We start from the raw sequence: 22914 nt of genomic DNA, 5'->3' as shown, positions 1-22914 counted from the left end.
GCCCTTTTGCCGACGCACCCGATCCAAGACCGAGACGAAGCCTTTAATCGAACAGGCTGGAGACCGAACGCTCCTCGCTGATGCGCTGAATCGATTCGGCCATCAGCGGCGCGATGGTGACGTGACGGATGTTGTGGGCCAGCTTCACCGCCTCGGTCGCCGGGATCGAATCGGTGATCACCAGTTCCTCAAGCGGCGACGCAGTGACACGGGCGACCGCGCCACCCGACAGAACGCCATGGGTGACATAGGCGGACACCGAAGTCGCTCCGGCCTTTATCAGCGCTTCGGCAGCGTTGCACAAGGTGCCTGCGGAATCGACGATATCGTCAACCATGATGCAGCGGCGGCCCCGCACATCGCCAATGATATTCATCACCTCGGACACGCCGGCTTTTTCGCGGCGCTTGTCGATGATCGCCAGATCGGCGTCGATGCGCCGGGCGATGGCGCGGGCGCGAACCACACCGCCGACATCGGGCGACACCACCATCACGTCGTCACCGACGTAATGGGCACGAATGTCATTGGTGAACACCGGAGCGGCGTACAGATTATCGAGCGGAATGTCGAAGAAGCCCTGGATCTGACCGGAATGCAAATCGAGGGTCACAACCCGGTCGGCTCCGGCGGTGGTGATCAGATTGGCAACCAGCTTCGCCGAGATCGGCGAGCGCGGGCTGGACTTGCGATCCTGACGAGCATAACCGAAATAGGGAACCACCGCCGTGATGCGTCGGGCCGAACCGCGCCGCAACGCATCGAGCGTCACGAGCAATTCCATCAAATTGTCGTTGGCGGGGAAACAAGTCGATTGGACCAGAAAGACGTCTTCACCACGAACATTCTCGTGAATTTCGACGAACACTTCCATGTCCGAAAAGCGGCGCACCACCGCTTTGGTCAGAGACATGTTGAGATACTCGGCGATCGCTTCGGCGAGCGGCCGGTTGCTATTACAGGCGAGAATTTTCATGGTGAGATATCCGTGGAGCGTGCGTGACCAGTGGCGGCGAGGACACCAGAATTCGACTTGCCGGGCATCCCTGGGCCAGGGGCCTCGCCCCCCGAACCTGCCCGCGCGACACGACATTTCGCTCCGAAAAACCGGCTTCCGTATATCAGCCGTTATCGGCGCTGTAAACCGCCTTACCCCCGAAATGAAGAGAGTGTGACATTCCTGCCCATGGTGGTTGACCGGCGGGGGGCTGGGCTGCTTCCCTGCCCTCCTGTTTCCGTCTTCCCGGAGTACATCCGATGCCTGTTTCCGCCCCGTCCTCTACCGCGTTGCCGCTGCATGGGGGCGATATTGCCGCCGCCGAGGCCCGCTGGGGCCGTCCGGTGGAAGGCTGGCTCGACCTCTCGACTGGGATCAACCCTCACCCCTATCCGCTGCCGCCGATCCCCTCCTCGTTGTGGGCGCGCCTGCCTGGAGCCGAGGCGGAAGCAGAACTGATCCGGGCGGCACAGCATCGTTTCAACGCCCCGGCAGCGGCAAAGATCGTCGCCGCTCCAGGAAGTCAGGCTCTGATCCAGGCGCTGCCACGGTTGCGCGCCCCCGGTCCCGTGGCGATCCTGACCCCCACCTATGCCGAACACGGCCGCACCTGGAACAGAGCCGGCCATACCGTCTCGTTACTGACCGATCCCGCCGCCGCCAATCCCGCCGGGGTCCTGGTGATCGTCAATCCCAACAATCCCACCGGCCGGTGTTTCGACCCGGCCGCTCTGGCCGAACTGTCGGCGCGGTTCGCCTCTGCGGGCGGGTTGCTGGTGATCGATGAGGCCTTCGCCGATCCCCAGCCGGAGATGTCGCTGATCCCGACTCTTCCTGCGGCAACCGTGGTGCTGCGCTCGTTTGGCAAGTTCCACGGACTGGCCGGACTAAGGCTGGGCTTTGCCGTCACCACGGAGGCCGAACTGGCGGAAGGACTGCACCGCGGCTTTGGCCCCTGGGCGGTTTCCGGCCCGGCCCTGGCGGTGGGAGCCGCCGCCCTTGACGACGATGCCTGGGCCAGCGCCAGCCGTGCTCGCCTCGCCGCCGATCAGGCCAGGCTGATCGCAGTGCTGACCTCGGCCGGATTGGAACTGGTGGGAGGAACGCCGCTGTTCACCCTGGTCCGCCATTCCGAAGCAGCCCGGATCTGGGATGAACTGGGACAGGCGGGCATCCTGGTCCGCGCTTTTGAAGGACAACCGGACTGGCTGCGGATTGGGCTTCCCGCCGACGATACCGAGTTCGAACGACTGGCGCGGGCTTTGGCATAACGGAAATCGGCGGAAAGGATGGGGCAAAGCCCCGTGACATCAATCCACCGATCGCCGCCAGCGTTCGATCAACAGACGGGCGATCGAATCCGGGCCGGGCAGCAGGTAGCCGTCGGGACCAGGAGTTCCATCCGCGCCGAAACGGTCGAGTTCGGCGCGGGTGAACCAGCGGACATCCTCGATCTCGCTATGGTCGGGCACCGGATCGGCTCCGCAAGCGCTCGCGGTGAAACCGACCATCAGCGAGGAGGGAAACGGCCAGGGCTGGCTGGCGACATAGCGAACGTCATCGATTCGAACCCCGGCTTCCTCGAACACCTCACGAGCCGCCGCATCCTCCAAGGCCTCGCCCGGCTCGACGAACCCGGCGAGGCAGGAATAGAGGCCAGCAGGCCATTGCGGCTGACGCCCCAGTAAAATCCGTCCGGCGGGATCGCCGACCAGGACAATCACCGCCGGATCGGTCCGCGGATAATGTTGAGTGGCGCAGGCAGGAGCGGTGCAGGAACCGATATGCCCCGCATCCTCGAACCGCAACGGCGCACCGCAGACGGAACAGAACCGGGTCCGGGCACGCCACAGCAGCATCCCGCGCGCATACGCCAACAGCGCGGTTTCCTCGGCGGGCAGCAACGCCCCCACCGCACGGAGTCCCTGCCAGACCCAGCCATCCGGCAGATCCAGCACCGGGCCACCGTCACCGTGTCCGTCCGCCGCCGACAGATCGAGCGCGATCAGCGGAGCGTCATCTTCCATTCCCAGCAGCAGAGAAGGCGGGTCGAGCGCCTCGATCAACGGCAATACCCGCAGGGGATCAAGCCGCAACGCTGTGGACCGTGCCGGATCGACCGGATGCAAGCCGCGCCAATAGACCAGGAAGCGAGCGTCGGGACGGCGGAGCAATTCGGCTGGGTCGGCAGCATGACGCAGCAGATTGGCCCGATCGAGCGTGCCGCCGCGATAAGAAAGCAGGATTGTCATCGCAGCAGCTTCGCATGCCCCGCTTTCCCCCTCAAGCGGCCACGACGCAGGCCAGGGCTTCCCGGATCGTCCACGATCCACCATATTAGGATAGGATGAGGACACGCACTCCGCCCCACGGATGCAAGGACGGTCGATCATGGACAGCCCCCCCATCGATTTTTCCGGTGAAAGGCTGGTCCGGCTTGCCCCGGACCGGGTTCTACCGCTTGAACCGGCCGACCGCGATTATATCGCGAGCGCGCTGGACGCCTTGCACGATGCTTTCCGTGGCCAAGCTCCCGTCCCGCCGCCACTAGGGGCGCTCCCCGCCCGCGCCCTGATGCGAATGCTGGTCGATCTGCGCCGCCTTCGCGCCGAAACCCCCGAGCAAGTCGAAGCGAAAGGCCGACTTGCCGGGGCCATCAGCGTGCTGCAAACCACCTGCGTCTTCACCACCGAACTAGGCAAAAGCCGGGAAACCCGCCACGACGACCCGGCATGATCTAGGCTTTCATCAATGTCCCTCGCCGGGCGCGAGCATCCGCTCGCTTGGCCGCCGCCGCAATGGCGGCCTCAGCGCGGGCAGGGATGGCGAATCGGGTCGGCATGATCGCACAGCGACACGCCGCGCAAAAACGTTGACCATTCCTGCAAGGTCGATTTCGGAATCGGAGCGGAATCGTCACGAGCGAAGGCTGGACCACGCCACAGACGCTCGACGACAAACAAAGCCTGCTGGCCCCGGATCGCCTTGACCGCGACCAGCCCCCCCATCCCCGATTGATGGCCCCGCGTGCAGGTCACGGTCAGCGTCGCGACGGGATAATTGTTGGTCATGCCCTCCGAGGCCGGACTGGGACCGGCGGCGTCACAGCCGGAGCGGCTGGCATCGACGACCCGCTGAACAAAGGCGCGGGCTTCGGCGCGAGGATCGACGATCACCTGAATTGTCAGCATCTCGGTCCAGTTCTCACTGTTCTGGCCCGGCGGAAATAAGTGGGTGGCAATTGCGGTCCGGCTGGCGGACGAACCGCCGTTCTGCCAGCCCTCGGGCGGGATCATCACCAACCGCTCGGTTGGCTGCACCGCTTCCTGGGCCGGAGCCGGAGACGATTGAGCCAGGACGGGGGCGGCAGCAAGCAGCCCCAGGATGGCCAGGGCGGGAACAGCAACAAAGCGGAACATCGGGGTTCTCCGGGTCAATAGGCTTTGGACAAAGCGAGGCGCACCACCTTACGCATCAGGGTCGGCAACGCCTGCTCGGCCAGCCGGTCGAGCGGACACCACAAACCGCGCACGGGGGGCTGGCCGGTCGCCCGCGCCGCCGCCACCATCAGTTCCAGGTGAAAATGGGTAAAAGTATGGCGAACAAGCCCTGGCAGCGGACGCCATGGTCCAGCCAGCCGGTCAGCAGGCAGAGGCGCGAAGGACTGAGCCTCGTCAATCTCCCACGGCTCGGGCCGCCATTCGGTCGATGGCACTTCCATCATTCCGCCCAGCAATCCTTGGGGCGGACGGCGGCGCAGCAACACCGCCCCATCGCGGGCGACGATCCAGAAAGCGATACCACGCCGGGTCGGCCGCTCCGGCTTGGGCGTCCGCGCGGGCAGAGTGGCCTCGAGTCCCTGAGCCAGCGCAGCACAGGATTCGCGCCATGGACACAGCCCACAGGCCGGATTGCGCGGACTGCACAGGGTCGCGCCCAGATCCATCACCGCCTGGGCATAATCGCCCGCCCGCTCGGATGGCGTTAGTTCCCCCGCCAACGCCTTCAGCCGTGCCTTGGCTCCCGGCAACGGATCGGTCACCGCGAACAGCCGCGCCATCACCCGTTCGACATTGCCGTCAACCACCACCGCCCGATGACCGAAGGCTATCGAGGCGATCGCGGCCGCCGTGTAATCGCCGATACCGGGAAGGCGGCGCAGACTGTCCTCGTCCTCGGGGAAATGCCCGCCCCGCCATTCCGTCACCGTCTTGGCGCATTGGTGCAGATTCCGGGCACGGGCGTAATAGCCCAACCCGGCCCAGGCGTGCATCACCTCTTCGACCGGAGCGGCAGCCAGAGCCTCGACGGTCGGCCAGCGGGTCAGGAAGGTGTTGAAGTAGGGGATCACCGCCGCGACGGTCGTCTGCTGGAGCATCACCTCGGACAGCCAGACTCGATAGGCATCGGCCTGCTCCCCCGGCGCCGCCCGCCACGGCAATATGCGGCGGTCGCGGTCGTACCAGGCGAGAAGACGGTCGGACAGGGCACGGGCATTGGACAGGGGCATCGGGGAAGAATAGAGCATCCCAGCCGATTGCGGTATGGTTCTAGGATGACCCAGCCGCCCAAGCCAGCGCCAGTTCCGGCTCCCCCCCGCCCCACCTATGGATTGGTGGCAGTGGCGGTGCCGTCCGGGCGGGTGACCCGTCCGGTTTTTGGCCGCCACGGCTTTGCCGAGGGCGCGCTGGTCACCGACTGGCCCGCCATCGTCGGCGCGGCAATCGCTCACCACACCTTGCCGGTACGGATTCGCTTTCCCGCGAAGGAACGCACCGATGGCACCTTAATCGTCAAGGTTGCCTCTGGCGCTTTTGCATTAGAGATGCAGCATCTGGAGCCGCTGATTCTGGAAAAGATCAACGGCTATTTCGGCTGGAACGCCGTGGCGCGGCTGAGGCTGATCCAGGGGCCGCTGCCCGAGACGACACGGCGCAAGCCGCCCGCGCCCGAACCGCCCCCGCTCCCCCCCGACAGTCAGGCGGCAATCAACCTCGCCCGCGTCGAAGACCCCGACCTGCGCGAGGCTCTCGCCCGCCTGGGCCGCCGCATCGCCAAGTCTTGACACCCCCCTTAACAGAATTGATAGGGGACGAAGCCGCGCGTGTTCTCGTCGATGCTGATCCGGCTGCCGATCGGAGGAAATGCGCGCTGGCGGCAATCGCGGCGCTCGCAGATGCGACAATTGACTCCGATTGGCGTCGCCGATTCGTCATGGCTGAGGTCAAGCCCGGCGGAATAGACAAAATCTGGAGCGTGAGCGACCTCGCAACCCAACCCGATCGCGCATAATCGGTTGGGACGCTTCCAACCGCCGCCGCGCCGGGTCACGGTGCGGGCGATGCAGACATAACTAACATTGTCAGGCATCCGAGCCAGTTGGACCAGGATACGGCCGGGCTGGGCAAAGGCTTCGTGGACGTTCCATTGCGGGCAAGCCCCGCCGAAACGAGTGAAGTGAAAGCGGGTGGCGGAATGGCGCTTGGTAATGTTGCCGGCGCGATCGACCCGGACGAAATAGAACGGAATTCCCCGCGCACCGGGCCGTTGCAGAGTCGACAGGCGGTGGCAGACCTGTTCGAAGCTGGCACCGAAGCGGCCCTGAAGCTGTTCGATATCGTGCTTCAACGCCCGTGCCTGCTCCGAGAAAACGCCATAAGGCATTAACAGCGCCCCAGCGAAGTAATTCGCCAACTCGACCCGGCAGATCGCGCAGGCCTCGTCGGACGACAGATCGGCGGTATCGACGATGCCATCGATCAAAGAGCGATAGGCCAGCATCCCGATCTGATGGGCGAGGTGAAAGTTGCGAGACGGCATCGGCAATTGCGACGACAAAGTCAGCGTGCCGGAGATCGGATCGAAATGCCGCATTCCCTCGGCCTCATCGGCGGGAATGATCCGCACCCGCACCCCGAGATGAATGTCGAGATAGGCCGCAAGATCATTATACATCTGACCCAGACTAAAGCCCTCGGCCATCGCCAGCGCCTCGGCGGCCTCGTCCAGTCCGCCGACATAATTATCGCGGTAATAAAAAAAGTCGCGCACCTCTTCGTAGGGGAAGTGAGCACGCCCCGTGCGCATTTCTCCCCCGCCCTTCGACAGATCTTCCGTCAAGGCGTGCAGACGCTCATCGGCCTGACGAAAGCTTCGGTACAGAGCGAGCACACGCTTGGCCAGATCGGGCGAGGCGGCGGCGGCGTTACGTAGTTCTGCCAACGGAATCCCGTCGCCGCCGAACAAAGGATCGTTCAACGCCTCGCGCAGATCGGCGACGAGTCTGGATTCCTCGTCTTCGACAAGTTTTGCAAGGTCAACATCGAGAACCTGGGCGATTCGTAAAAGAACCGGCACCGTCAACGGGCGCTGATTGTTTTCGATTTGATTGAGGTAACTGGGGGAAACACCCAACCGGGCGGCTAAAGCCGCCTGACTTAGGGTGTGGCGTTCCCGCAGACGCCGCAATTTGTGGCCGATATATAGCTTTCCACTCATGGTGAATTTAATACCCGATCCAGCGCCAATTCGCAACATTCGCAAACCACGAGGGCATGTTTGCGAACACATTTGCACCACCACCCTTTTCTCAAGGCGTCAAGGTTGCCACGGTTACGGGATTGTGAATAACAGGGGGCGGTTCGTTCCCCCCCTGCCCGCCCGGAGGTCTTGGTCAATGCAAGATATTGTTCGCCAGCTTGAAGAGAAGCGGAACCGCGCCCGCCTCGGTGGCGGAACGAAGCGCATCGCTTCCCAGCATGCCAAAGGCAAGCTGACAGCGCGCGAACGCATCGAGCTGTTGCTCGATAAAGATTCGTTCGAAGAATGGGACATGTTCGTCGAACACCGTTGCCACGATTTCGGCATGGCGGAACAGTCGATCCCCGGCGATGGCGTCGTTACCGGCTATGGCACTGTCAACGGCCGTCTGGTGTTCGTCTTCAGCCAGGATTTCACCGTGTTCGGCGGCTCGCTCTCCGAAGCCCACGCCGAGAAGATTTGCAAGATCATGGACAAGGCGGTCCAGGTCGGCGCTCCGGTGATCGGGCTGAACGATTCCGGCGGCGCGCGCATCCAGGAGGGCGTCGCCAGCCTCGCCGGTTACGCCGAAGTGTTCCAGCGCAACGTGCTGGCCTCTGGCGTCGTGCCGCAGATTTCCCTGATCATGGGTCCGTGCGCGGGCGGCGCGGTCTATTCCCCCGCCATGACCGACTTCATCTTCATGGTGAAGGACAGCTCCTACATGTTCGTCACCGGGCCGGACGTGGTCAAGACGGTGACGCACGAGACCGTCACCGCCGAGGAACTGGGCGGGGCCGTCACCCATTCGAGCAAGTCGGGCGTGGCCGATCTGGCCTTTGAAAACGATGTGGTGGCGCTGTTGCAATTGCGCCGCTTCATCGACTTCCTGCCCGCCAGCAACCGTGAAAAGCCGCCCCACCGCCCCACCGCCGACATTCCCGACCGGATCGAGCGCTCGCTCGACACCCTGATCCCCGAAAATCCCAACAAGCCCTACGACATGAAGGAATTGATCCTGAAGGTCGTCGATGAGGCCGATTTCTTCGAAATCCAGCCCGACTACGCGGGCAACATCATCGTTGGCTTCGCCCGGATGGAAGGACGCACCATCGGCATCGTCGCCAACCAGCCGATGGTCCTGGCGGGCTGTCTCGATATCGCCTCGTCGATCAAGGCGGCGCGCTTTGTCCGCTTCTGCGATGCCTTCAATATTCCGATCGTTACTTTCGTCGATGTGCCCGGCTTCCTGCCCGGCACCGCCCAGGAATACGGCGGCATCATCAAGCACGGCGCCAAGTTGCTCTATGCCTATGCCGAGTGCACCGTGCCGAAGATCACCGTCATCACCCGCAAAGCCTATGGCGGCGCGTATGACGTCATGAGCTCGAAGCACCTGCGCGGCGACGTCAACTTCGCTTGGCCCAGTGCCGAAATCGCGGTGATGGGGCCGAAAGGCGCGGTCGAGATCATCTTCCGCGGCGACATCGGCGATGCGGAAAAGATCTCCACCCGGACGGAAGAATACCGCCAGAAGTTTGCCAACCCGTTCATCGCCGGCCATCGCGGCTTCATCGATGACGTCATCATGCCGCGCACCACCCGCAAGCGGATCTGCCGGTCTCTCACGATGCTGAGAAGCAAGGATCTGAAGAACCCGTGGAAGAAACACGGGAACATTCCGCTCTAAGGTTCATCAGGGTTTTCGCGCGTTGCCCGCGCGGGTCTCCAACGGGGGATAAACGGATGTTTTCGAAGATTCTGATCGCCAATCGCGGCGAGATCGCGTGCCGGGTCATCAAGACCGCACGCAAGATGGGTATCAAGACGGTTGCGGTCTATTCCGAAGCCGATAAGCAAGCCTCGCACGTCCTGATGGCCGATGAATCGGTCTATATCGGCCCGGCACCGTCGGCTCAGAGCTATTTGCAGATCAACGCCATCATCGACGCCTGCAAAAAGACCGGCGCTCAGGCGGTTCATCCCGGCTACGGCTTCCTGTCCGAAAAGCGTGAATTCCAGGAGGCGCTCTCCGCCGCCGGAATCACCTTCATCGGCCCCGATGCCCACGCCATCTTCGCCATGGGCGACAAGATCGAGTCGAAGAAGCTGGCGCGCGAGGCAGGTGTTTCGACCGTCCCCGGCTTCCTCGACGTCATCCAGAATGCCGAAGAAGCGGTGAAGATCGCCCGCGAAATCGGCTATCCGGTGATGATCAAGGCGTCGGCGGGCGGCGGCGGCAAGGGCATGCGTCTGGCCTGGAACGACGACGAAGCCCGCGAGGGTTTTGTCTCGGCCACCAACGAAGCGAAATCCTCCTTCGCCGACGACCGCGTTTTCATCGAAAAGTTCATCGAACAACCGCGCCATATCGAGATCCAGGTGCTGGCCGATTCGTTCGGCAACACCGTCTATCTCGGCGAGCGCGAATGCTCGATCCAGCGTCGCCATCAGAAGGTCATCGAGGAAGCGCCGTCGCCGTTCCTCAGCCCCGAAATGCGCAAGGCGATGGGTGAACAGGCCTGCGCCCTGGCCCGCACCGTCAATTACAAGTCGGCCGGCACCGTCGAATTCATCGTCGGTGGCTCGACCGGACAGTTCTACTTCCTGGAAATGAACACCCGTCTCCAGGTCGAACATCCGGTCACCGAGATGATCACCGGCCTCGATCTGGTCGAGTGGATGATCCGCATCGCCAATGGCGAGAAGCTGAGCTTCACCCAGGACGAGGTGAAACTGGATGGCTGGGCGATGGAAGCCCGCATCTATGCCGAAGACCCGTTCCGCAACTTCCTGCCCTCGACCGGGCGGCTGACCCGCTATCAGCCCCCGCAGGAAGGCAACCACGTCCGCGTCGATACCGGCGTCGATGAGGGCGGCGAGATCAGCATGTATTACGATCCGATGATCGCCAAGCTGATCACCCACGGCCCGACCCGCGACGCGGCGATCAACCACATGCGTCAGGCGCTGGACGAGTATTATATCCGCGGCCTGTCGCACAACATCCCGTTCCTCGCCTCGTTGTTCTCGAAAGAACGCTTCGTGCGGGGCGACATCACCACCAACTTCATCGCCGAGGAATACCCCCACGGCCTGACCACCGACCAGCTGCCCGCCGAAGATCCCTCGGACCTGATCGCGGTCGCCGCCGCGATGAAGCGGCGGATCATCGAACGCAATGTTCGTATTTCCGGTCAGTTCCCCGGCCACGAAATGAAGCCGCCGGTACAGTGGTCGGTCTATTTCGACAAGCAATATCACGACGTCGATGTCCACCCGGCTCCGGGCGGCTATGCCGTGGTGATCAAGGACGAAGCGGTCGAGGTCAAAACTGACTGGCAGGTCGGTGATCCGCTGATCCGCGCTACCGTCGATGGCCGTCCGGTCTGTGTCCAGGTCGATCGTACCGGCGTGTCGTTCCGGCTGTCTCATGCGGGCCTGCGCGCCGAAGCGTTCGTGTTCACCCGCCGCACCGCCGAACTGTATCGCCTGATGCCGTTCAAGCTGCCGCCGGATATGTCGAAGTACCTGCTGTCGCCGATGCCCGGCCTGCTGGTCCGTCTGATGGTCGAGGAAGGCCAGGAGGTCAAGGCTGGCGAGGCTTTGGCAGTCGTCGAAGCGATGAAGATGGAAAACACTCTGAGAGCCGAGCGCGATACCGTCATCGCCAAGCTGCATGCCAATGCCGGCGATTCTCTCGCGGTCGATCAGAAGATCATCGAGTTCGCTGCGTGACAGACCTAGCCGGCATTAACCGGCTGCTCGACAATAACCGCCAGTGGGCGGAAATGGTCGAGCGTACCCGACCGGGCCTGCTCGCCGATCTGGCGCGGCAGCAGGCCCCCCGCTACCTGTGGATCGGCTGCGCCGATTCACGGGTTCCGGCCAACGAAATCGTCGGTCTGGCATCGGGCGAGTTGTTCGTTCATCGCAACATCGCCAATCTGGTCCAGCACGGCGACCTCAATTGTCTGTCGGTGCTGCAATTCGCCATCGACCAGCTACAGGTCCGCGACATCATCCTGTGCGGTCATTACGGCTGTAGCGGAGTCAGGGCGGTCTTGCGCGAGGATAGCCTGGGGATCGCTGAACACTGGCTTCACCCCTTACGTGAGCTGGCCCACCGCCACCAGGACGAACTGAGCCGCCTTGAGGGCGGAGACGCGCAGGTTGATCGCTTGTGCGAACTGAACGTGTTGGAGCAGGTCCGCAACCTGTGCCGTATCCCGATTGTCCGCCGGGCGTGGCAACGCGGTCAGGCGCTGTCGATCCATTCGTGGATCTATGGCCTGCGTGACGGACTGGTCCGCACGCTCGCCCCGTCGCTCGACGGCCCCAGTCCGGCCAAAGCCGGTCTTTAGAGCGACCGCCACCCACAAGCGAAACTGGGCGATAGCCCAGTCGCGCAAGCGAATGGATACCGCGTCAACCCGCGCGGATAGCGACCAGCCATTCCTCGATATTAGGGGCCATCGCCTTAAAGCTGATCGCAAAGGCGGTCATCAGCTTGTCTTTTTCCTGGTTGGTGTGGATCAGATTGTCCACCACCTTACGCAGGATGTCCTTGGCGAAGGCTGGCACCGACAGGATCTCCGGCAAGCGGGGACCGAGGGCGGATTTCAGCGCATAGACCACCACTTCGACCTTATCGATATTCAGGCGTTGAATCTCGACTAGGTTCTCGGTGGCAATGTAGCACAGCATATCGCCGAACAGCTTCAGGACCGACTTATCGAGTGAAGCGCAGACGTTGAAGAAAGCGTTCTCGCGGGAGAAGAACGTCCAGGACTGATCGCCCAGCAAATTGCGATAGAACTCGTACATTTCGCGGTTCCATACCGCGATCCCGGCGATGGCCTGGGGCCGGTCGGCCAGAATGGCACCGAAATCGGCACCGGTTGCGGCCTTGACCTTTTTGATCTGAGCCGGTTCGAATTTCGCGATCGCTTCAATCTTCTCGACCGTTGGTAGACATAGGATGTCCTCGCCAATCTCGAAGAGATGTGGATAGCTGAGATTGGCCAGATAGGCTTCGATCAACGGCAATTGCCACGCAAAAGCGATATAGCGCAGCAACTCGCGGGCCTTGCGCTCCTCGGCCGGATCGACGCTCAGACGCTCGATCTGCTCGGTCTTTTTGATCAGGCCGAACATGCTTTTGCGAGTGACGGTCTCGGTGACGGTCTCGACGATCTTAAGTGAGTCGAACACCTTACGGGCGCAGGTCCGAACCAATAATTGCTGCACCTGGGCCAACGTCACGCCACAGATCAGTTCGACCTGCTCGTCACGAACGGGATAAGCGGCGTCGGCGGTACGGACGATATCATCGACCTCCTCGCGATGAGCCAGATACGCCTCAATAAAGCTGCGGAGCAGCGCCGGGTCGGCGATCAGCGCCTGATAGGTTACGGCCGGATCGAAATGGCCGGATTTCTGAAAGGTGACCAGCACCTTTTTCAATCCGCCGATCACGGATTTCTTGGTCTCCGTATCGATTTCGATCGGAGGCGGAAGTATTGCTACGTCCATGGCTCACCCGCATCCTATTCGCGAATGGTCTAGGTTTACTCCTAAGGTCTGGCCTAGGCAAGGCAGTTGGCCTAGTCGTCAGCGACCATTGGTTGCCCTATCACCTTCGATCAGCATCCATGTCAGCTCATGCTTGTTGTGCGACAGATGCAGCAACCGCGATCCCGGCACCGCCGCGAAGCGGGCGGCAATAGCGTGATCGGTCTCGCCCTGGAACTTCAGGGTACAGATAAAATTACGGGCAAGCCGCGAGTCGCGCCAGCGTTCGACCAGCCGCAGCAGCCGTTCCGGATAGCATATCACGTCTGAGCACAGCCAATCGACTGGGCCGATTGAGACTGGATCAAGCCCGAAAGCGCTCTCCTGCCGACAGGTGACGGTCTCTATCGCGGCGATAGAGGGAGCCAGCGGAGCCTTGTCGATCGCGATCACCTGGGCACCGCCCGAAGCCAGAACCCAGGTCCAACCGCCGGGGCTGGCTCCCAGGTCAAGGCAGAGTTCGCCCGGTCCCGGTCTCCGTCCGGCCAGGGTCAAGGCTTCCCACAGCTTCAAATAGGCGCGGTTGGGGGGGACGGCGCGGTCCTCGACAAAGCCGACCTCGCCATTGGGAAAGCGACTGGAACAATCCGCCGCCGCCAGCAGGCGCCCCTCGTCCAGCCACACGAACGAGCCAAGCGGCGCGGTCGGCGCGGCCTGCCCGAAGATCAGCGGCTTGGCTGATACCTTGGGCAGCTTCTCGACCAGCAATCCGGTGCGGCGGTGCAGGTGAAAGGCATAGGGCCACCAATTGCGCTGGATCGCCCGCAACGCCTTGGCGGCGGTTCCAATCGAATCGGCGGCGATCTCGACCGGATCGCGCCAGATATTAAGCGCCCAGGCGGCGGGACGTGCCGGGCCGGGGGCCAACATCAGTCGGCCGTGCTCGGCAACGACATCGCCCAGTTCGGCGCGTAAATCGGCCTCGAACCCTGGAGCGGCAAGATAAGCGGTGACAGAGGAACTCAACGGACAGGTTCTTCGAGAAATTGTTGGACTGCATTATAGAGCTGGACCCGGTTGCTTTCGAACAAAGCGGCATGGGTCGCGCCGCCGACCATAACATACCGTTTGAACGGCGAGCGGGTTAGATGATTGAACAACGCCATTCCCATTGCCGGAGGGGCTTCGGAATCCCACTCGCCTTGAATTACCAAAGCCGGAACAGACAACCGCTCGGGAGACCAGCGCGGCTTGCCCGAGGCCCAATAGCGCATGGTGTCAACCACCACCCCGTTCGGTGCCCGCACCGTTCCCGGTGCGGTCGGGGCCGGATCGCTGGCCAAAGTCGCCTTCATCCAGTCAAGGAACACCGCTTTGGGCAACACGCTGTCGCGGCGGTCGGGCGGAACCGATTTCAGCCAGATATCGCGGGCGTCGCGCGGGTCGATCTGACGCCATGCCGGTACTCGGGCGATCTCGGCCTCGGAGGGAGTGGGGCCATCGCGCAGCCATTGCGGCGCGTACAGAACCAGCCGCTCAACCCGGTCTGGAACCTGGGTGGCGTAAAGACCGGCAATCGTCGCCCCCCACGACCAGCCGATCAGAGTCACCTTTGACACGCCCCGGCGCGATTGGATGAAATCAACCGCGCGGGTTACGTCCTCGACTGCCTGGGCGCTATCGACAATGGCGGGATTGGACTCGGCGGGCTGAGACATCTCGGAAGGGCGACCCGACCGGCCATAGCCCCTTATATCGAGGCTGTAGACGTCGTAGCCACGCGCCGCCAGCCAGTCCATCCAGCTCCGCCCTTCGATTGGCAGATCGAACGCGGTATGTGCCGGGTAGGATGCTCCGTGCAGAAACAAAATCGTCCGATCCGGTCTCGGCTCGACCGAGCCATCGCGGTGCTTGTTGCGGAGATAGAGGTCAACCCCCGACAGACGGGACGAAACCGAGAACTCCTCGGTAACAACGTCAACCGCCAGGGCCGGCGGGATCAGAACCAACCAGATCAGCAAAAACAGGCCCACGAACCTCGCCGGATGCCTCATCGTTCTATCACCTTCTCGCGATGGGAAGCGTGCTGCATGATGGCCGCACCGCCACGGCGATAAAACCCCCCCTGGGCTTTTGGTATAAGATACGGACTTTAAGGCAACCCGATATCTTACTAGGACTCGGTTCCGGTAGGCAGCCGCACGGTGACAACGGTGCCACGGCCATCGACGAAGGCGGTCTCGATACGGCCGCCATGGCGCTCGACAAAACGTTCGACCAGAGCCAACCCAGAACCAAGCTCGGGTATCGGCTCCACTGTTCCGTCACTGACGGAAAAGGCGATTTCGGCAGCGCGACGCTCGGCCCGCACCGCGATATGCCCGCCCTGGGGCGCACGCTTAATCGCGGTGCCGACCAGATTGAACAGAACCTGCTTCAGCCGCCGCTCGTCAGCCACCAACCAACCGATATCGATCGGGCAATCGAGATCGAGCGCAAGCTTCTTCTCCCGCAGCCGCTCACGCGCCAATCCCAGCACCGCCGTCAGCAGCGGATGGATATCGACGGTATCGAGTTCCAGCGTCATCTGCCCGGCCTCGATCGCGGCAAGATCAAGGATATCGGCGATCAGCGTCTCCAGACCTTGCCCGGCCTCGACGATACCGTGGACGTAATCCTTCTGACGCTCGACCAACGGACCGACATATTCGGCAGCCAGCATTTCGGCAAAACCGATCAGGGCCGTCAGCGGCTGACGGACTTCGGCCGAGACATTGGCGATAAACTCGCTTTTCAGCCGGTCGGCGGCGGCCAGCGCCTCGTTTCGCTCGCGCAAGGCTCGCTCGACCCGTACCGAATCGGTAACGTCGAGGCACGTCAGCAGCATCGCCCCATCGGGCAGCGGCACCGTGGCGTAATCGACCACGGTGTCGTCCTGACGCTCCAACCGCCCGGCACGGGGCACCCGGTCGCGGAACAGACCGAGCAACCGCTCATGGACCGCCGGCCAGTCCGAAGCGCGGTCGCGGCGTCCCACAAAATAGCCGCCCAGCGCGGCGATCAATTCGGAAAGATGCGGCTCTTCGCCCAGATTGACCGGATTGAGCGCCCAAATCCGGGCGAAGGCGGGGTTGAACAGGCTCAACCGTCCGTCACCCCGGAACACCGCCACCCCTTCGTGCAGGTGGTCGAGGGTTTCGCGCTGCACCGCCAAGACCGTATTGAACGAGCGTTCCAGCGCCAGGGTGTCGGTTACATCCTCGAAGGTAAAGATCAGCCCGCCATGAGGGTGGGCCGAGATCATCTGGCGCAGGGTGCGACCGTCGGGCAGATGCAGCAGGGTCTCGTCGGCATCGATCAGCGAGACGAAGCGTTTCAGTTCGCTGTCCTTATAGGCACGATAATCGGCCACCTCGGGCAACAACCGCCGCTCGCGCAAGGCATCCAGCACCGCACCGTTGGTCGGCTGCGTCGCCAGCCAGTCGCGGTCCAGCCGCCACAACCGGACGAAGGCCGTATTGAAAAAAGCGAGCCGGGTGTCGGGGGTATAGATCGCGATTGCGGTGGCCAAACGCTCCAACACCTCGGCCTGGGCGCTGATATGGCGATCCAGTTCGGCCTGAAGCTCCTCGATCCGGGTCAGATCGACACAAAAACCGCCAGTCAGCAGCCCTCCCGCCACGGTAAAGGGCGCTTCGGTGATCTCGGCCAAGCGGCGTTGTCCGCCCAGAACAAAGTGAAAGGTCTCGGCGCGCCGTTCTCCGGCGGCGCGGGCACGGGCGGCCAGGGCGCGAGCCTCGCGCACCATTGAGTCGGAGGCCAACTCGATCTGTCCCGCCACTGCGGCCGAAGCCGCGTCGGCCTCGACCGCCTGAGCATAGGCGCGATTAACCTGAACCAGCGACAGGTCGTCGTCACGGACCCATACCGGCATCGGGGCGACATCCAATAACCCCTCCAGCCGCTCGCGCGCGGCGGTGGCGATGCTCAATTGCCGGGTCAGATCGGCCAGAGCCGAGGCCGCCTCGGTCACATCCTGGACCCACACCACCGCGCCCGCCGCCGCTTCGTCACCCTCGGGAGCCTCGGCCCGCACCCCGACCGCCCGCACCCGGCGCGACCCATCGCGTAAATCGAGATCCAGTTCGAAACCTTCGCCCTCGCTGCGCAACAGCGCCACGGCGGCATCAAGCCGGGCGGCATCGGCGACCGCGAAGGCGTCCAGCATTTCGGCGAATCCGGCTTGCGTCCCTCGTGCCAACCCCAACAGCACCGCCAGACGGCGCGAACAGATTTCGCCACCGCCGCCCCCGATCCAGGCGAAGAAGCCGTCGGGAGCGGTCTGAAGGCCACGACGCAGCCGCTCCGCCTCGGCGACCGCTGCCGCCGCCGTTTGCCTCGCCTCGGCCAGTTGCCAGCACCGCCAGCCCAGACAGACCAGTGCGGGCACGGCGGCTATCGCGCCAACCGCCAGCGATAACGGATCAAGCTCGCCCACCAACTCGGCCAGAACCACCGGATCCGCCGCCACCGCTACCGCCGATCCCGCGACCAGCATCGTCATTCCCGCCGCGACAGCCGCGCGCATCACCTATGCCTCCCCTGTCACGAACGAGGGTGCCGGGCCAGAGATAAAAAGACAAGGGCGCACGGGCGGCCACGGTTGCCGTCCTCCGCCCCGACTGATAATACCGGCTTTCCCCACGAGAGGTGTTGCGATGTTGAAGGCTTTGTACGACCAGATGATGGCCAAGGCGTCCCATCGCCATGCCCTCTGGTGGCTGGCGGCGGTTTCGTTCATCGAAAGCTCGGTCTTTCCGATTCCCCCCGACATCATGCTGATCCCAATGGTTCTGGCCGCGCCGACCCAATGGTGGCGAATCGCACTGGTCTGCACCATCTCCTCGGTTCTGGGCGGCTATCTCGGCTATGCCATCGGCTATTTCGCGATGGACACCATCGGCGCGGCGATCCTCTCGGCCTTCCACCTCAGCGACAAGTTCCACGCCTTAAAGCCGATCATCGACGAGTGGGGGGTGTGGTTCATCATCATCAAGGGCATGACGCCGATCCCTTACAAACTGGTGACGATCACCGCCGGGGCGTTCGATTTCGATCTGGCCCACTTTACCGTCGCCTCGATCATCGCCCGCGGAATGCGCTTTTTCCTGGTCGCGGCGCTGTTATGGCGCTTTGGCGCCCCAATCCGCGATTTCGTTGAACGGCGGCTGACCCTGGTCACCACCGTGTTCATCTTGTTGCTGATAGGCGGGTTCTTCGCTCTGAAGTTCCTATAACGATCCTGCCACCGCCCGACGCGCCGCCTCTAGGCATTCGTCCCGCGTCGGGCGGTAGTCCCGTTCTTCCCACCACCCATCGAGGCGAGCCAGCACGCGGCCAATCTCCGGTCCAGCGGGCGCGCCAAGGGCCAGCAGATCGCGGCCCTTAACCGGCAGTTCAACCGGCACCCAGGCGGCAGCGTCGTCAAGTAGGCCGATCCAGCCGACGGTATCGACCGGATCGGCATGGACAATCCCGATCCGGTGCCGTGCCCAGGCCAGCAGAACCAGATCGCGGACCAAATCGCTACCCAGGCGGCGCAGTATCCGGCGACGGGCGGCGGAATCGAGACCGGGAGCGATTTCGGAATCGGGCGCGGCCATCGCCACCAATCGGTCACGCGCCACTCCCGACAATTTCAGCCGGGCCGTAACCGACCGAGCCGCGACGGGATCGGAGCCAAGCAACGCCGCTAACCGTCGCAACGGATCGGGATGGATATCGGAGCGAACCAAGCCCCGGCGTTCCAGCCAGGCGAGTTGACGCAGCCGGGTCACGTCCTCGCCCTCGGGCAGGATCACCGACAGCACCCCCACCCCCTGCATCACCAGCAGGATCGTCGCCGGATCGTCGGAGCCCAGCAACCGCAGCAACTCGGACGCCACCCGCTCGCCCGACAGATCGACCAGACGCGGAGCCAATTGACGGCAGGCGGCCAGAGCGGACTTATCGCAGGCAGCCCCCCGGCCGTAGAAAGCCTGAAAGCGAAAGAATCGCAGCAGCCGAAGAGTATCTTCCTCGATCCGGTGAACCGGATTGCCGACAAAGCACACCCGCCCTGCTCCAAGATCGGCCAGACCGTTGAACGGGTCATAGATCCGCCCCTGTGGATCGGCCGACATCGCATTAAAGGTGAAGTCGCGCCGAGCGGCATCGGCAACCCAATCGTCGGTAAAGACGACGCTGGCGTGACGGCCATCGGTGGCGACGTCACGGCGCAACGTGGTGATCTCGAAATGGGCTTCGCCGATCACGGCGGTAACGGTGCCGTGCGCCAGCCCGGTTGGGATCGCCCGGATACCAGCGTCGTCAAGCAGCGCCAGCACCCGTTCGGGCGGATCGGGCGTGGCGATATCGATATCCGAGATCGGACGGTTCTGCACCGAATCGCGGACACAACCGCCGACGAACCGCACCGTGACGCCATCGGCCATCAAAGCCGCGATCACCGCACGGGTTTCGGGCGCTTGCATCCAGCGCTGCGGCGACAATTGACCGATTGGTTCGGTGAGAGATGGCCGGTACAGCCCATCCGGCACGGACGGATCAGCCTTCGGCATCCGCCAGCACCTCGGACAGATTGACCAGAATTCCGGCGGTGGCCCCCCAGATCAAGAAATCACCCCAGGACAACGCCCAAAACGATCGGCTTTGTCCGCCGACAACACGGACATGGTGCTGATGATTGGCGCGGTCGAGAATAAAAGACAATGGCACCTCGAACACGTCGGCGACCTCGAACGGGTCGGGAATCACGGTGAATGGCGGCCGGACCAACCCGACCACCGGAGTAATCAGAAAGCCGGTGCCGGTGACATACTGGTCGAGCTGCCCCAGCACCCGGATACGATCGGAGTCCAGCCCTACTTCCTCGGCGGTTTCGCGCAGGGCACAAACGACCGGATCGCCCTCGTCTTCGGGATCAAGCCGTCCGCCGGGAAAGCTGATCTGTCCGGGATGGTGGGCCAGATGTTGGGTGCGCCGGGTCAGTAGAACGGTCATCTCGCCGGGGTGATCGACGAGAGGCACCAGAACCGCCGCAGGAACCAGAGCGCCAGAGGATTCCGGCGGAACAAGAGACGCGGAAGGATCAGGATCGCCGCGCAGAGCTGTCTTGGCCTGAGCGGCCAGACGCCCGGAAACAGTCTCGACGTTCAACCGGGCTGATCGTCCAGTTGACCCAAAGGAAAAAACGTTCCTCTGCTCCATAAGCCATGAACCCTTTCGCCCCCAAGGTCTTCCTCCCACCCTCGGGCTACCAGTTCATAATACACGGATCGTGTCAGGCGCGCTTCCAGTCCGTCACCGATCAGGACATACGGCGACGGTTCGCCTGTCTCGGGGGTCTCGACCACCCGTAGCGGATGATCGGCATCCAGAGTCACGATTGCATCGACATTGGTGCGAAAAGAAATCGTCGCCTCGCGGCCACACCCGCAGACGAACATCTCGACGGCAAGAAAGGGCACATCCTCGACCACGATCCGCCCGACCTCATCCGGGGTCGCCAGCAGATAGCCGCCATCCTCGGCCCGGCACATCATCCCGGCGAAGAGACACACCATCTCGCGGCGGGCAATGGGCGAGCCGTGGTAAAACCATCGCCCCTGTCGATCAATGCTGATGCCAAGGTCACCGCAATCGGTGGCACCGCGATGAGTTGTGTCAACTGTCTGGGAAAGAGGTGCCAACAGCCGCTCCTTGCGCCCTTCATACCGTTTACGGGCGCTCTGACTCTTAAGATTTTCCCATGCCGAACCCATGTTGGGATACGGCCAAGAGAGGGGCGGCCAGGCGGGAATTCACCTTCTGTCCGTTGCCTCTTCTTATATTGGGATGCCCATTGCCGACGCAAACCCCAGCCACCGCTGTAGGATACGGAATTGCCGCGATCAGAACCCCATCAGAGAAAAGGGGCCGGAAACAACTGTTCCCGACCCCCCTTCCGATCATTGCGGCAACGTGCCGGGTTACTCGACCTCGCTGGCCAGTTCCCACACCGCCGGAGCGCGCCACAGGCGAGACTTCAGCATCTCACGCTCGAACAGCATCTCCTTCGGCACACGGTCCAGGAATTTGTCGAACAAATCTTCCTGGCTGCGCGCGTCGGCAACGCCGGCCTCACGGTCGATCCGCATCAATTCCTTGAAGGTTTCCCGCGAGTAATCAAGACCGGCCCATTCGATATCGTGATAGGTCGGAACCAGACCAATCGGGCATTCCACGGCACGAGCGCGACCATGGACGCGATCGACGATCCACTTCAACACCCGCATGTTCTGGCCATAGCCCGGCCACATGAACTTGCCGTCGGCACCCTTGCGGAACCAATTGACGCGGAAGATCGGCGGCGGGTTCTTCACCGCCCGCCCCATGTTGAGCCAATGGTTGAAGTAATCGGCCATGTTATAGCCGCAGAACGGCAGCATGGCGAAGGGATCGCGGCGGATAGCGGCCTGACCGACGGCGGCGGCGGTCGCCTCGGACCCCATCGTCGCGCCGAGATAGACGCCATGGGCCCAATTAAAGGCCTGGGTCACCAACGGAGCGTTCTTCGACAGACGGCCACCGACGATGAAGGCCGAAATCGGCACACCGGCCGGATTCTCCCACTCGGGATCGACACTCGGGCACTGGCTGACCGGGGCGGTGAAGCGGGCGTTGGGATGGGCCGCCGGGGTCTCGCTGGCCGGGGTCCAGTCATTGCCGCGCCAATCGATCAGATGGGCCGGAGCCTCGTCGGAGAGACCTTCCCACCACACGTCGCCATCGTCGGTCAAGCCGACATTGGTGAAGATCGAATTGCTGGCGCAGGCGGCAATGGCGCTGGGATTGGTCTTGGCACCGGTACCGGGAGCAACGCCGAAGAAACCAGCCTCGGGATTGATGGCGTGGAAACGTCCATCGGCACCCGGCTTGATCCAGGCGATATCGTCGCCAACGGTCCAGATCTTCCAGCCGTCGAAGCCCTTCGGCGGAACCAGCATCGCGAAATTGGTCTTGCCGCAAGCGGAGGGGAACGCGGCGGCGACATAGGTCTTCTCGCCTTCCGGGTTCTCGACGCCGACGATCAGCATGTGCTCGGCCAGCCAGCCTTCGTCACGCGCCATCACCGAGGCGATACGCAACGCGAAGCACTTCTTGCCCAACAGGGCATTGCCGCCGTAACCCGAGCCGAACGACCAGATCTGCCGTTCCTCGGGGAAGTGGGTGATGTGGATGTTGTCGGGATTGCACGGCCAAGGCACATCCGCCTGACCGGGCGCGAGCGGCAGGCCGACCGAATGAAGGCAACGGACGAACTCGCCATCGGTGCCGAGCAGATCCAGCACCTTCTTACCCATGCGGGTCATGATCCGCATGTTGGTGGCGACATAGGGGCTGTCGGTGATCTCGACGCCGATATGGGCGATCGACGAACCGAGCGGTCCCATCGAGAACGGCACCACGTACATGGTGCGGCCCTGCATGCAACCGTCGTACAAAGGCCGCATCCGGGCCTTCATTTCCTTCGGATCGACCCAATTATTGGTTGGGCCGGCATCGTTGCGGTTCAAGGAGCAGATAAAAGTTCGGTCCTCGACTCGAGCCACGTCTCGGGGGTCGGATCGGGACAGGTAGCTGTTGGGGCGCAGATCCGGATTGAGTCGGATCATCGTCCCGCTTGCGACCATTTTCGCACACAGAGCATCGTATTCAGCCTGGGAGCCATCACAGATGTGAATACTGTCGGGACGGCACAAAAGCGCCATCTCTTCAATCCACCCCAGCAACTTGGTATTTGTCGTCAAACCGCTGGGAATCCCTGGTCCGCTCATCTGATC

At 63.0% G+C, this 22914-nt stretch carries 20 protein-coding genes; 7 read left to right on the top strand and 13 right to left on the bottom strand.

The genetic code is table 11. The features are described 5' to 3' along the window. Positions 1-43: 43 nt before the first annotated feature. Entirely contained in the window at positions 44-976 is a 933-nt protein-coding gene (locus PHAMO_RS16010) for a ribose-phosphate pyrophosphokinase (protein ID WP_002730858.1), read from the bottom strand. Between the two features lie 281 nt (positions 977-1257). On the opposite strand from PHAMO_RS16010, the gene cobD reads away from it, so the two are divergent. After that, on the top strand, positions 1258-2268 hold the full coding sequence (gene cobD, locus PHAMO_RS16005) for a threonine-phosphate decarboxylase CobD (RefSeq protein ID WP_002730857.1): 1011 nt from the start codon (positions 1258-1260) through the stop codon (positions 2266-2268). A 39-nt stretch (positions 2269-2307) separates the two neighbouring features. Here cobD and nudC read toward each other — a convergent pair whose 3' ends face one another. Continuing rightward, positions 2308-3249 (bottom strand): NAD(+) diphosphatase, encoded by a 942-nt coding sequence (nudC, locus tag PHAMO_RS16000; protein ID WP_002730855.1) that lies wholly within the window; start codon positions 3247-3249, stop codon positions 2308-2310. 139 nt (positions 3250-3388) lie between these two features. Here nudC and PHAMO_RS15995 point away from each other — a divergent pair, with 139 nt between their 5' ends. Continuing rightward, complete coding sequence (locus PHAMO_RS15995; RefSeq protein WP_002730853.1) at positions 3389-3733, top strand: hypothetical protein; 345 nt, start codon at positions 3389-3391, stop codon at positions 3731-3733. A 71-nt stretch (positions 3734-3804) separates the two neighbouring features. Here the strand turns inward: PHAMO_RS15995 and PHAMO_RS15990 are convergent, their stop codons facing one another. Together PHAMO_RS15990 and mutY are read right to left on the bottom strand one after the other, a co-directional pair. Next, on the bottom strand, positions 3805-4416 hold the full coding sequence (locus tag PHAMO_RS15990) for a hypothetical protein (protein WP_002730852.1): 612 nt from the start codon (positions 4414-4416) through the stop codon (positions 3805-3807). Between the two features lie 14 nt (positions 4417-4430). Beyond that, positions 4431-5525: an A/G-specific adenine glycosylase gene (gene mutY / locus PHAMO_RS15985; protein ID WP_002730851.1), complete on the bottom strand. Its 1095-nt coding sequence runs from the start codon at positions 5523-5525 to the stop codon at positions 4431-4433. A 27-nt stretch (positions 5526-5552) separates the two neighbouring features. On the opposite strand from mutY, the gene PHAMO_RS15980 reads away from it, so the two are divergent. After that, positions 5553-6062, top strand: coding sequence for a DUF721 domain-containing protein (locus PHAMO_RS15980; protein WP_002730850.1), 510 nt, complete (start codon positions 5553-5555; stop codon positions 6060-6062). An 8-nt stretch (positions 6063-6070) separates the two neighbouring features. Here the strand turns inward: PHAMO_RS15980 and PHAMO_RS15975 are convergent, their stop codons facing one another. Continuing rightward, positions 6071-7495, bottom strand: a complete 1425-nt coding sequence (locus PHAMO_RS15975) for a helix-turn-helix domain-containing protein (RefSeq protein ID WP_002730848.1) — start codon at positions 7493-7495, stop codon at positions 6071-6073. Positions 7496-7673: 178 nt separating this feature from the next. Here PHAMO_RS15975 and PHAMO_RS15970 point away from each other — a divergent pair, with 178 nt between their 5' ends. The 3 genes from PHAMO_RS15970 to PHAMO_RS15960 are packed head-to-tail and all read left to right on the top strand — an operon-like array spanning position 7674 to position 11880. Beyond that, positions 7674-9206 (top strand): acyl-CoA carboxylase subunit beta, encoded by a 1533-nt coding sequence (locus PHAMO_RS15970; RefSeq protein WP_002730846.1) that lies wholly within the window; start codon positions 7674-7676, stop codon positions 9204-9206. A gap of 56 nt (positions 9207-9262) precedes the next feature. Then, on the top strand, positions 9263-11254 hold the full coding sequence (accC, locus tag PHAMO_RS15965; protein WP_002730843.1) for an acetyl-CoA carboxylase biotin carboxylase subunit: 1992 nt from the start codon (positions 9263-9265) through the stop codon (positions 11252-11254). Next, positions 11251-11880, top strand: coding sequence for a carbonic anhydrase (locus tag PHAMO_RS15960; RefSeq protein WP_002730841.1), 630 nt, complete (start codon positions 11251-11253; stop codon positions 11878-11880). Before accC ends, PHAMO_RS15960 begins: the two co-directional genes overlap by 4 nt. Positions 11881-11944: 64 nt before the next feature. On the opposite strand, the gene PHAMO_RS15955 is transcribed toward PHAMO_RS15960, so the two are convergent. The 4 genes from PHAMO_RS15955 to PHAMO_RS15940 form a co-directional block, all read right to left on the bottom strand. Then, the gene (locus PHAMO_RS15955; RefSeq protein WP_002730839.1) at positions 11945-13051 is read right to left on the bottom strand and encodes a hypothetical protein; all 1107 of its coding nucleotides are present in this window, start codon (positions 13049-13051) and stop codon (positions 11945-11947) included. Between the two features lie 78 nt (positions 13052-13129). After that, positions 13130-14056, bottom strand: coding sequence for an SAM-dependent methyltransferase (locus PHAMO_RS15950; protein ID WP_002730838.1), 927 nt, complete (start codon positions 14054-14056; stop codon positions 13130-13132). Next, entirely contained in the window at positions 14053-15084 is a 1032-nt protein-coding gene (locus PHAMO_RS15945; protein ID WP_002730837.1) for an alpha/beta hydrolase, read from the bottom strand. The genes PHAMO_RS15950 and PHAMO_RS15945 overlap by 4 nt, the downstream gene beginning before the upstream one ends. Positions 15085-15203: 119 nt before the next feature. Further along, positions 15204-17618: a PAS domain-containing sensor histidine kinase gene (locus PHAMO_RS15940; RefSeq protein WP_155801848.1), complete on the bottom strand. Its 2415-nt coding sequence runs from the start codon at positions 17616-17618 to the stop codon at positions 15204-15206. Between the two features lie 130 nt (positions 17619-17748). Between PHAMO_RS15940 and PHAMO_RS15935 the strand changes: the two genes are divergently transcribed. Further along, positions 17749-18327, top strand: coding sequence for a YqaA family protein (locus PHAMO_RS15935; protein ID WP_002730833.1), 579 nt, complete (start codon positions 17749-17751; stop codon positions 18325-18327). Here PHAMO_RS15935 and PHAMO_RS15930 read toward each other — a convergent pair. The 4 genes from PHAMO_RS15930 to PHAMO_RS15915 form a co-directional block, all read right to left on the bottom strand. Then, positions 18322-19650, bottom strand: a complete 1329-nt coding sequence (locus tag PHAMO_RS15930; RefSeq protein ID WP_002730831.1) for a CCA tRNA nucleotidyltransferase — start codon at positions 19648-19650, stop codon at positions 18322-18324. The two genes, PHAMO_RS15935 and PHAMO_RS15930, sit on opposite strands and share 6 nt — an antisense overlap. Next, complete coding sequence (locus PHAMO_RS15925) at positions 19637-20248, bottom strand: NUDIX hydrolase (protein ID WP_235720869.1); 612 nt, start codon at positions 20246-20248, stop codon at positions 19637-19639. The genes PHAMO_RS15930 and PHAMO_RS15925 overlap by 14 nt, the downstream gene beginning before the upstream one ends. Continuing rightward, positions 20245-20781 (bottom strand): DUF1285 domain-containing protein, encoded by a 537-nt coding sequence (locus PHAMO_RS15920; protein ID WP_235720868.1) that lies wholly within the window; start codon positions 20779-20781, stop codon positions 20245-20247. The genes PHAMO_RS15925 and PHAMO_RS15920 overlap by 4 nt, the downstream gene beginning before the upstream one ends. Positions 20782-21060: 279 nt before the next feature. Continuing rightward, positions 21061-22908: a phosphoenolpyruvate carboxykinase (GTP) gene (locus PHAMO_RS15915; RefSeq protein WP_002730825.1), complete on the bottom strand. Its 1848-nt coding sequence runs from the start codon at positions 22906-22908 to the stop codon at positions 21061-21063. Between the last annotated feature and the right edge of the window lie 6 nt (positions 22909-22914).

It is taken from the genome of Magnetospirillum molischianum DSM 120 (assembly GCF_000294655.1).
Lineage (GTDB): Bacteria > Pseudomonadota > Alphaproteobacteria > Rhodospirillales > Magnetospirillaceae > Phaeospirillum > Phaeospirillum molischianum.
The sequence above is the reverse complement of the archived record's forward strand: the minus strand, read 5'-3'. Positions and strand labels throughout refer to the sequence as shown.